10 protein-coding genes are annotated in these 9,037 nt (G+C 66.5%); 8 read left to right on the forward strand and 2 right to left on the reverse strand.

Features of this window, described 5'->3' with window-relative positions:
• The first annotated feature begins 58 nt into the window (after positions 1–58).
• The 7 genes from CJ179_RS32015 (at position 59) to CJ179_RS32045 (ending at position 6,164) form a co-directional block, all read left to right on the forward strand.
• On the forward strand, positions 59–1,261 hold the full coding sequence (locus CJ179_RS32015; RefSeq protein WP_095864334.1) for a serine hydrolase: 1,203 nt from the start codon (positions 59–61) through the stop codon (positions 1,259–1,261).
• Between the two features lie 41 nt (positions 1,262–1,302).
• Entirely contained in the window at positions 1,303–2,352 is a 1,050-nt protein-coding gene (locus tag CJ179_RS32020) for a sigma-70 family RNA polymerase sigma factor (RefSeq protein ID WP_095864109.1), read from the forward strand.
• 102 nt (positions 2,353–2,454) lie between these two features.
• Positions 2,455–2,973 carry a toxin-antitoxin system HicB family antitoxin gene (locus tag CJ179_RS32025; protein ID WP_095864110.1) on the forward strand — a complete coding sequence of 173 codons (519 nt, stop codon included), beginning with the start codon at positions 2,455–2,457 and terminating at the stop codon, positions 2,971–2,973.
• A 51-nt stretch (positions 2,974–3,024) separates the two neighbouring features.
• Positions 3,025–3,903 (forward strand): DUF4097 family beta strand repeat-containing protein, encoded by an 879-nt coding sequence (locus tag CJ179_RS32030; protein ID WP_095864111.1) that lies wholly within the window; start codon positions 3,025–3,027, stop codon positions 3,901–3,903.
• Positions 3,903–4,865: an ATP-binding cassette domain-containing protein gene (locus tag CJ179_RS32035; RefSeq protein ID WP_095864112.1), complete on the forward strand. Its 963-nt coding sequence runs from the start codon at positions 3,903–3,905 to the stop codon at positions 4,863–4,865. Before CJ179_RS32030 ends, CJ179_RS32035 begins: the two co-directional genes overlap by 1 nt.
• Positions 4,862–5,650, forward strand: a complete 789-nt coding sequence (locus CJ179_RS32040; RefSeq protein ID WP_095864113.1) for an ABC transporter permease — start codon at positions 4,862–4,864, stop codon at positions 5,648–5,650. Before CJ179_RS32035 ends, CJ179_RS32040 begins: the two co-directional genes overlap by 4 nt.
• 127 nt (positions 5,651–5,777) lie before the next feature.
• Complete coding sequence (locus CJ179_RS32045; protein WP_072943487.1) at positions 5,778–6,164, forward strand: hypothetical protein; 387 nt, start codon at positions 5,778–5,780, stop codon at positions 6,162–6,164.
• A gap of 11 nt (positions 6,165–6,175) precedes the next feature.
• Here the strand turns inward: CJ179_RS32045 and CJ179_RS32050 are convergent, their stop codons facing one another.
• Together CJ179_RS32050 and tnpA are read right to left on the reverse strand one after the other, a co-directional pair.
• Positions 6,176–7,102, reverse strand: coding sequence for an LLM class F420-dependent oxidoreductase (locus tag CJ179_RS32050; RefSeq protein WP_095864335.1), 927 nt, complete (start codon positions 7,100–7,102; stop codon positions 6,176–6,178).
• A gap of 17 nt (positions 7,103–7,119) precedes the next feature.
• Positions 7,120–7,632, reverse strand: coding sequence for an IS200/IS605 family transposase (gene tnpA, locus CJ179_RS32055; protein WP_257015891.1), 513 nt, complete (start codon positions 7,630–7,632; stop codon positions 7,120–7,122).
• A 35-nt stretch (positions 7,633–7,667) separates the two neighbouring features.
• Between tnpA and CJ179_RS32060 the strand changes: the two genes are divergently transcribed.
• Positions 7,668–8,906, forward strand: coding sequence for an RNA-guided endonuclease TnpB family protein (locus CJ179_RS32060; protein WP_095864114.1), 1,239 nt, complete (start codon positions 7,668–7,670; stop codon positions 8,904–8,906).
• Positions 8,907–9,037: the final 131 nt, after the last annotated feature.

The following is a 9,037-nucleotide window of genomic DNA, read 5'->3' on the forward strand; positions in this document are numbered from 1 at the left end:
ACTCGTGATCGCTGGGTGCTCGCCGACGTCCGAGCCGACGACCTCGGAGAACGGTTCACTGCCTGCCGCGACGACGGCGACGGGGACCACTGCTTCGGGTTCGGCGCTCAATTCCATCGATCCGGCCACATTCCAGGCTGCGGTCGACGCTGCCGCCGAGGAGCTGATGATCCCCGGCGCGGTGGTGCAGCTCCGCACCCCGCAGGGAGACTTCGTCGCGGCGGTCGGCACCACGGAACTGGGCGCGGACACACCGCCGGCTGCGCAGACTCATTTCCGGATCGCCTCGAACACCAAGACCTTGACGGCGGCCCTGACGGTCCTGCTGGCACAGGACGGCAAGCTCCGGTTCAGCGACCCGGTGTCGACCTACGTCGCCGACGTGCCCAACGGCGAGAACATCACCATCGCACAGCTGTTGACGATGCGCAGCGGGCTGTACAACTACACGAGTTCGCCCGAGTTGGCGGCGACTTTGGACAGCGACCCGGCGAAGGCCTGGACACCTCAGGAGGTCTTGGACATCGCGTTCAGCCGGCCGCCGAACTTCCCACCAGGCACGTCGTACGAATACAACAACACCAATTACGCGTTGCTGGGTCTGATCGCCGAGAAGGTCGGCGGTCGCCCACTGGCCGAGCAGTTCCAGGAACGGTTGCTCGGGCCGCTCGGGCTGAACCAGACCTCGTTACCCGCCGCCGACGATACGGCGATCCCGGATCCGTATTCGCACGGTTACATGTACGGCGAATCGGCCTACGCTCTAGTGGACGAGCCGTATCCCGCCGACATGCAGGCCGCCGCGCGGGCGGGAACACTGCAACCCCTCGACTACACCAACCAGAATCCGTCCTACGCCACTGCCGCCGGGGGCGCCATCTCCACCGCGGACAACCTGGCCACATGGATCCGGGCGCTGGTCTCCGGCAAAGTGTTGAATCCGGAATACCAGCAACAATGGCGGGACAGCCTGCAACCCGAGGACCCGGACGCACCCGACGGGCAGCAATACGGTTACGGGATCAGCTACCAGCGTTTCGGGCCGAACGCGTCGATGTACTACCACGGAGGTGAGCTGCCGGGCTTCAACTCGTTCATCGGGTACGACCCGGACAACGACGTCGCGCTCGTGATCTGGGCGAATCTGACTCTGTCGCCCGAGGGTAAAACCACCGCGAACGCGTTGCTGCCCACCGTTCTCGACGAGATCTACGCCGGGATGTCGCTGGCGCCGACACCGGCCCCTACCCCCACCAGGTGATGCCAGATGCGTGAGTCGCCGGTGGGGCAGAATCGTCCCCTGTGAGCGACAACTCCGTTCGAACACCGCACGCGCCGGCAGATGCCGACGATCCCGACCTGGCCAGAGCACGGGACGGAGACGACGCCGCGTTCACGCGGCTGGTCGGACCGTTGCGCCGGGAGCTGCACGCCCACTGCTATCGCATGCTCGGCTCCAGCCACGATGCCGACGACGCCCTGCAGGACGCTCTGCTGCGGGCGTGGCGCGGATTCGCGAAATTCGAAGGCCGCAGCGCACTGCGCTCCTGGCTGTACACCGTCGCGACGCGCACGTGCCTGGACGCCGTCGAATCGCGCGGTAGGCGGGCCCTGCCCGTCGACCTGGGTCCGTCCAGTGATCGCGCCGTCGTCGGCGACGTCCCGCTCACCGAAGTGGCGTGGCTGGGTCCCTACGCCGATGCGGGACTGGCCGCCGGTGCGGTGGGGCCGGCCGCCCGCTACGAGCAGCGCGAGGCCGTCGAACTGGCATTCGTTGCGGCACTGCAACATCTGCCGGGCAATCAGCGGGCGGCCCTGCTGCTCTTCGAGGTCCTGGGGTTCTCCGCCGCCGAGATCGCCGCCGCCATGGACACGACGACGGCGTCGGTGAACAGCGCGCTGCAGCGGGCCCGGGCGATCGTGGCGGAGAAGATTCCCTCGGTGACCCAGTCTCGAACTTTGCGAGAAATCGACGACGCGCATCTGCGTGCCCTGGTCGCCGGGTACTCCACCGCGTTGGAACGCGGTGATGCCGATGCTCTGGTCGCTCTGCTGACCGAGGACGTCACCTGGTCGATGCCACCGATGGCGCACTGGTATCGCGGCATGGCCGCGGTCACGGATTTCGCGGTCCGGGTCCCGCTCACGGGGTGTGGTTCGTGGCGCCACCTGCCGGTCGGTGCCAACGGCCAGCCCGCCGTGGCCTTCTATCTGTGGGACGAGGACGCCGGCACCCACCTCCGCTGGTCGATCACGGTGCTGACCCTGCGTGGCACCAAGATCGCGGAGCTGACCTCGTTCATCGGTGCGGAGCACTTCGAGCCGTTCGGGCTGCCTGAATTCCTGCCGTGACCTGCGCGCGCGGTGACCGATTGTGCCGCCGTGACACCACGGTGGCACATCGATCTTCGGCCGAGTCTTGCGATGGTGCCAATGTGATGCCATGATGGCACCATGGATCTCACGCCCTACGTCGCATCCCTCCGTCACGAACTCGCCGTAGCCGCCGAGGCCGGGGGAGACGACGCCCGTGCCCTCGCCGAGCGACTCACCGCACCACTGGAGTCCGGGGTCCGGCTCGCGCTACTCGACGCGCTGTCGGCGGCCGCCAGTGAAATCACCCGTGACCTCGCACCGGGTTCGGTGGATCTTCGTCTCCGCGGACGTGAGCCCACGTTCGTCGTCACTCCCGCGCCGGTCGAGCGATTGTTCGAGGAGCAGGCCGCATCCGGTCCGGACATGTCGCCGCCTCGGATCCCGGAATTGGAAGACGGCGCCATGACCCGGATCAACCTTCGTCTCCCGCAAGACCTCAAGGACCGCGTCGAGGAGGCCGCTCGGGAGGCAGGGCTGTCTGTGAACGCCTGGCTCGTCCGGTCCGCGGCCGCGGGGTTGGAGTCCGACGGCGGCAGTAATCGTTCCGAACGGCGTGCTCCACGCGGCAATGACCGTTTCACGGGCTGGGTGCGCTGACCCGACCGGCCCGTCCTTTCATTCGCCACCACCACATTCCGGAGGACAACCATGCCCACTTTCAGCACCCCGGCGCCGATCTCGGCGACGGTCGAACTCGTCGTCGGCGACGCACGGATCACGGCGAGCGACCGCCACGACACGGTCGTGGACGTGCGCCCCAGCGACGGCTCGCGGGAATCGGACGTTCGCGCCGCCGAGCAGACCCGCGTCGAGTACTCCGCAGGGAGACTGCTGGTCAAGGCGCCGAAGCAGCGCGGTCTCGGCCTGTTCGGCAAGGCCGGTTCCGTCGACGTCACCATCGCGCTGCCGACCGGCTCCGAGTTCGAGGGCGAGGCGTCGGTGGCGACGTTCCGCGGCGCCGGACGGCTCGGCGCGTGCCGCGTCAAGACATCGGCGGGGGACGTCCAACTCGGCGACACGGGCCCGCTCGACGTGCACACCGGGGCCGGCACGGTCACCGTGGACTACGTTGCAGGTGATGCGGACCTGAGCACGGGGTCGGGAAAACTCCGCGTCGGCGCGATCGACGGCAGCGCCGTGATCAAGAACTCCAACGGCGACAACTGGATCGGCGCGATCGGCGGCGGACTGCGGGTGAAGACGGCGAACGGGGACATCTCCGTCGACGACGCCCGCGCCGACCTCGCCGCCGCAACCGCGAACGGCGACATCCGCATCGGGCAGGTGACGCAGGGCGCGGCGTCGCTCGAAACCGGTCACGGTCGAATCGAGATCGGCATCCGCTCCGGGACCGCCGCCCGGCTCGACGCGCACACGTCCTTCGGGAAGGTCCAGAACCGTCTGGACTCCGTCGACCGGCCCGAATCGACGGACGACACGGTCGAGGTGCGCGCCCGTACCGGTTTCGGCGACATCGTGATTCGCCGCCCCGATTCCCCGAAGTCGACCAGTCGAAAGGCAGAGTGATGACAGCATCGATCACCACCCGGTCCGCAATCACCACCACCGGGCTGCGAAAGTCCTACGGCGACAAAGTCGTCCTCGACGGCATCGACCTCGACATCGGTGAGGGAACGATCTTCTCGCTCCTCGGGCCCAACGGCGCAGGCAAGACCACCATGGTGCAGATTCTGTCCACCCTCATCGCTCCCGACGGCGGCAAGGTGAGGATCGCGGGTCACGATCTCGCCCGCGAGCCCGACGCGGTTCGGTCCACCATCGGTGTGACCGGCCAGTTCTCCGCGGTGGACAACCTCCTCACGGGTCGCGAGAACCTGATGCTGATGGCCGATCTGCACCACCTGCGGCGCGACGCGGGCCGCGCCCGGGCCACGGAACTGCTGGCCCGGTTCGATCTCGTCGAGGCGGGCGCGAAGCCGGCCGGGAGTTACTCCGGTGGCATGCGCCGCCGGCTGGACCTGGCGATGACCCTCGTCGGCGATCCCCGGATCATCTTCCTCGACGAGCCGACGACCGGTCTCGATCCGCGCAGTCGCCGCGCCATGTGGCAGATCATCCGCGAACTCGTCGCCGACGGGGTCACGATCTTCCTCACCACCCAGTACCTGGAGGAAGCAGATCGGCTCGCCGACCGGATCGCACTCCTCGACGGCGGCAGGCTGGTCGCGGAGGGAACCCCCGAACAGCTGAAGAGGCTCGTTCCGGGCGGCCACATCACCCTGGCGTTGCCCGGGGTGCGCGAACTCGACGCCGCATCCCGGCTGCTCGGCGACGTGACCCGGAACGAGGAAGCGCTCACCCTGCAGGTTCCCGGCGACGGCAGCGTGCAATCGCTGCGCGCGCTGCTCGATCGGCTCGATCACGCATCGATCGAGGTCGAGAACCTGACCGTCCACACACCCGATCTCGACGACGTCTTCCTCGCGCTCACCGAGCGCGCCGCAACCAGGAAAGAGAGCGTGCGATGACGACCATGGGTTACGCGCTGAGCGATTCGGCGACGATGCTGCGACGCAACCTCCGGCACATGGTCCGGTACCCGTCGGTGACGGTGCTCCTCGTCGGGATGCCGATCATCCTCCTCCTGCTCTTCGTGTACGTGTTCGGCGGCACGCTGGGAGCGGGACTCGGCGATCCCGACGGCGGACGCGGCGCCTACATCGACTACGTGGCACCCGGAATCCTCCTGATGACCGTGGCCAGCGCCGCCCAGGGAACCGCGATCTCGGTCGCCACCGACATGACCGAGGGCATCATCGCCCGGTTCCGGACCATGGCCATCGCACGGGTGTCCGTGCTGACCGGGCACGTCATCGGCAGCATGATCCAGACACTGATCAGCCTCGTCCTGGTCGTCGGTGTCGCCGTGCTCATCGGTTTCCGGCCCACCGCCGGACTCGGGGAGTGGGTAGCGGCGACGGCGGTGCTCGCGATGTTCACGTCCGCACTCACCTGGCTGTCCGTTGCGTTCGGGCTGGTGTCCAAGAGCGTCGAAACGGCGAGCAACCTCCCGATGGTGCTGATATTGCTGCCATTCCTCGGCAGTGGGTTCGTCCCCACCGACTCGATGCCGGCCGGTCTCCGGTGGTTCGCCGAGTACCAGCCGTTCAGCCCCGTCATCGAGACCATCCGCGGACTGCTTCTCGGCGGCCCCGTCGGCAGCAGCGCAGTGCTCGCGGTCGGCTGGAGCGCCGGCATCGCGCTGCTCGGCTACCTCTGGGCGAAACGACTGTTCAACCGGCGCGTGAACTGACGGCTTTCACCCGTGCCGACGGGCGCTCACCGCGGTACTCTTCCGATGCCGCGGTTTCGCCACCGATGATGCAGCCGCAGGTTACAGTCGGAACCGGTTTTTCCTTCTTCAGCAGGGTGGGATCGCGATGAACTTGATCAAGAAATCGGCAGCATCGGTCCTCGTCGCAGCGACGGTGACACTCGGAGCCGGCACGGCGCATGCCGACCCCGTCGTGCCGAACACGGGAACGCCGGCCCTGGCGATCCCCGGTCGGCACGAGGTGGACAAGCAGAAGGCCCTCGAGAACATGCTCAACGAACTCGGCGTCGGCTGGGCCAACGGGGGAGCGGCCGGCACCGCGATCGGTGCGCTCATCGGTCTCGGCGTCGGATGTGTCTCGATGTTCCCGGGCAGTCTCGCCGGCTGCATCATCGGCACGCCGATCGGCGCGATCACCGGTGCGATCGTCGGTATGGGACAGGGCAACCCCAAGGCGCAGCAGGCCATCCAGGAGTACATCAACACGCCGTGAGTCGTTGTCCGTCAACTCTGTTCGCGGAGTCGACGGATCACGGGGGCGAACACCTCCAGATACGGTTCGTGGACGGTGACGTACGAGAAGCCGTAACGCTCCCGATGGCTCCGGAGTTGCTCGGCCATCTCCTCCACGGTTCCCACGAGGACGTACGGGGTGCCGAGGACGTCTGCCACCGACATGGTGCCGCCGAGCCGGTCCGCGATCTCGTTCGCCGCGGCCCGGCGGTCGTCCGTCTCGACGACCAACTGGACCAGTAGATGCCACTCGATGCCCTCGGCTCTCGCACCGGCGTGGTTCCGTACGAAGCGAATTCGCTCGGCCACCTCGTCCGCGGTGGCGAGGCGGAATGTGCCGGGGGGTCGTCCCGGAATCTGGAATGTGCCCGCGACACCGACGATGTCGGCGTGGGCGGCCGCGATCCGCAGCACGCGGTCCCCGGTACCGCCGATGATCAGGGGTGGACCCGAGCCGCCGAATCCACGCCGCTGCAACGGTCGTGGCACAGTGCGGCCCTCGGGTAGCTCGTCGAAGTCCGTGGTGAAGAACGTGCGGAGGCCGTCGACCAACTCCGACAACTGCTCGACTCGGCCGCCGAATGGCCTCCATTCGATACCCGCGGCGTCGAACTCCCACTTCATGTGCCCGGCACCGAGACCGACCTCGAGCTTTCCGTCGGTGAGGATGTCCGTCGTCGCGATCTCGCGAGCGAGCAGGGCGGCGTTCCAGAACGGTGCGTTGAGCACCAGAGTTCCGACCCGCAGTCCGGTGGCGCCGGCGACGGCCACCAGGAGGGGGAACGGTGCCGGGGCGCCGAGGTGGTCGGCGGCGAACACGGTGTCGTAGCCGGCGCTCTCGCCGTGACGGCATCGGTCGAGAAGGGCATCTCGGGAGTCGAAACCGAAAATGTTGAACGAGAATCGGAAATCGCGCATGGACTTCACCGGATTGATCAGAGGAAGCCTGGCCCTTGGGGGCCGGGAGGAAGCTGATTCTGTATTGCGCGATCGCGCGTAGCGGGGTCGCTTTCTTGTGTGGGTTCGGGTCGTTTCTGGTTGGTGATGTACTCGGCGACGATGGCGAGCGGGGCTCCGCCGGCGGAGGCGGCGAAGTAGGACGGTGACCAGAAGTGATTGCCCCACAGGTATTTCTGGATGTGGTCGGGGAACTCTTGGCGCAGGTATCGAGCGGAGACGCCCTTGAGGCTATTGACCAGGGTGGAGAGTTGCACGGTAGGTGGGTAGTGGATCAATAGGTGGACGTGGTCGGTTTCTCCGGTGAACTCGGTCAACGTTGCGCCGAACTTGTCACACACCTCTGCCATGATCTGCTCGCATCGGGTCAGCATCGGGTCGGTGAACGCACCGCGACGATACTTCGTGACGAAGACCAAGTGCGCATGTAGGTTGTAGACAACGCTACGGCCGCGGCGTACGTTCGGGTCAGGCGTCCATCTCGGTGACATAGACCAAAGAGTATCCGCAGGGAAAGGCGCAGGGTGTGAAGCGGATCGTTGTCGTGAAGCTGGCTCCCACCCCGGAGCAGTATGTGGCGCTGAAATCGACACTGGAGTTGTGCAATGCGGGGGCGAACATGGTTGCGCAGCTCGCGCACACCGCCGCTGATCGGCGCCCGTTCGCGCTGCAAAAGCAGGTCTATGCCCAGCTCAAGGCGTGCGGGTTGTCGGCGCAACCGGCGATCCGGGTCATCAAGAAAGTCGCGGATGCGTACGCGACCCGGACAGCGAACCTGCGTAACGGGAATTACGGCACGCCGGGATCGACACGGTATGCGAAGGTGGCGGGTAAGGCGATCGTGTTCCGTCAGGACGCGGGCCAACCGTTCGACGATCGGTGCTTGTCGTGGCAGATCGATCGATCGACGGTGTCGATCTGGACGAGCGCGGGCCGGATGCGCAACGTCGGATTCGTGTGCGCGCCGTGGCAGCTGACAATGCTCGCCGACCGCACAGGCGAGTCGGATCTGATTTTCCGGGACGGATGTTTCTACCTGCATGCAACCGTCGACACCGACGCACCGCAGCAGCTGGTCCCCGCCGACGACCCCGCCGGGTGGCTGGGTGTGGACTTGGGGATCGTGAACCTGGCTGTGACCACCGCAGACGACCCGGCCGAACTCGACGTCCGGTGGTCCGGTGGTGCGGTCACCGCCCGCCGGAAAAAGAACGGAACCATCCGGTCCGCGCTGCAGAAGGTGGGGACCAGGTCCGCGAAACGGAAACTGAAGAAACGGCGGAGGAAGGAGACTCGGTACGCCACCGACATCAATCATCAACTCTCGAAAACGATTGTTGCCCAGGCGCAACGCACCGGTCAAGGAATCGCGGTAGAAGACCTGTCGGGAATCCGGGACCGGGTACGGCTCGCACGCAGACAACGGCAACAATTGCACTCCTGGGCATACGCGCAACTGCGCGACCAGATCACCTATAAGGCGCACGCGGCAGGGGTGCCGGTGCAGGTGATCAACCCTCGCAATACCAGTAAGACGTGCCACCTCTGCGGGCACTGCGACACCGCGAACAGGCACAGTCAAGCACTGTTCCGGTGCCGCGGCTGCGGATGGACCGGTCACGCGGACCATAACGCCGCCGCCAACATTGCCGCACTCGGGCACAACAACTACCGGGCCGCCCAATCAACCGTGCCTAAAGCAGCCACCCCTCTCACAGCCAGTGAGAACGTGAGCAGCAAACCCGCGTCCTTCAGGACAGGGTAGTTGATGATGCACCCGAAGTGGCTCTGCCGGTGCCGAATGCGATGGGTGAACGCCGCAACTTCAGTGTCGCGAATATGATGCGTGCCACATCTGGCCCGGTTTTCCCACGTGATGGCGCTGAATCGCCCCGG

Origin of the sequence: Rhodococcus sp. ACS1, assembly GCF_002300155.1 — a bacterium.
Lineage (GTDB): Bacteria > Actinomycetota > Actinomycetes > Mycobacteriales > Mycobacteriaceae > Rhodococcus_F > Rhodococcus_F koreensis.

Excerpts from the sequence above, each read along its gene's own strand:
- CJ179_RS32040 (WP_095864113.1), top strand. The coding sequence starts at position 4,862 with ATGACGACCATGGGTTACGCGCTGAGCGATTCGGCGACGATGCTGCGA.
- CJ179_RS32045 (WP_072943487.1), top strand. The coding sequence starts at position 5,778 with ATGAACTTGATCAAGAAATCGGCAGCATCGGTCCTCGTCGCAGCGACG.
- CJ179_RS32050 (WP_095864335.1), bottom strand. The coding sequence starts at position 7,102 with ATGCGCGATTTCCGATTCTCGTTCAACATTTTCGGTTTCGACTCCCGA.
- tnpA (WP_257015891.1), bottom strand. The coding sequence starts at position 7,632 with ATGTCACCGAGATGGACGCCTGACCCGAACGTACGCCGCGGCCGTAGC.
- CJ179_RS32025 (WP_095864110.1), top strand. The coding sequence starts at position 2,455 with ATGGATCTCACGCCCTACGTCGCATCCCTCCGTCACGAACTCGCCGTA.
- CJ179_RS32035 (WP_095864112.1), top strand. The coding sequence starts at position 3,903 with ATGACAGCATCGATCACCACCCGGTCCGCAATCACCACCACCGGGCTG.
- CJ179_RS32030 (WP_095864111.1), top strand. The coding sequence starts at position 3,025 with ATGCCCACTTTCAGCACCCCGGCGCCGATCTCGGCGACGGTCGAACTC.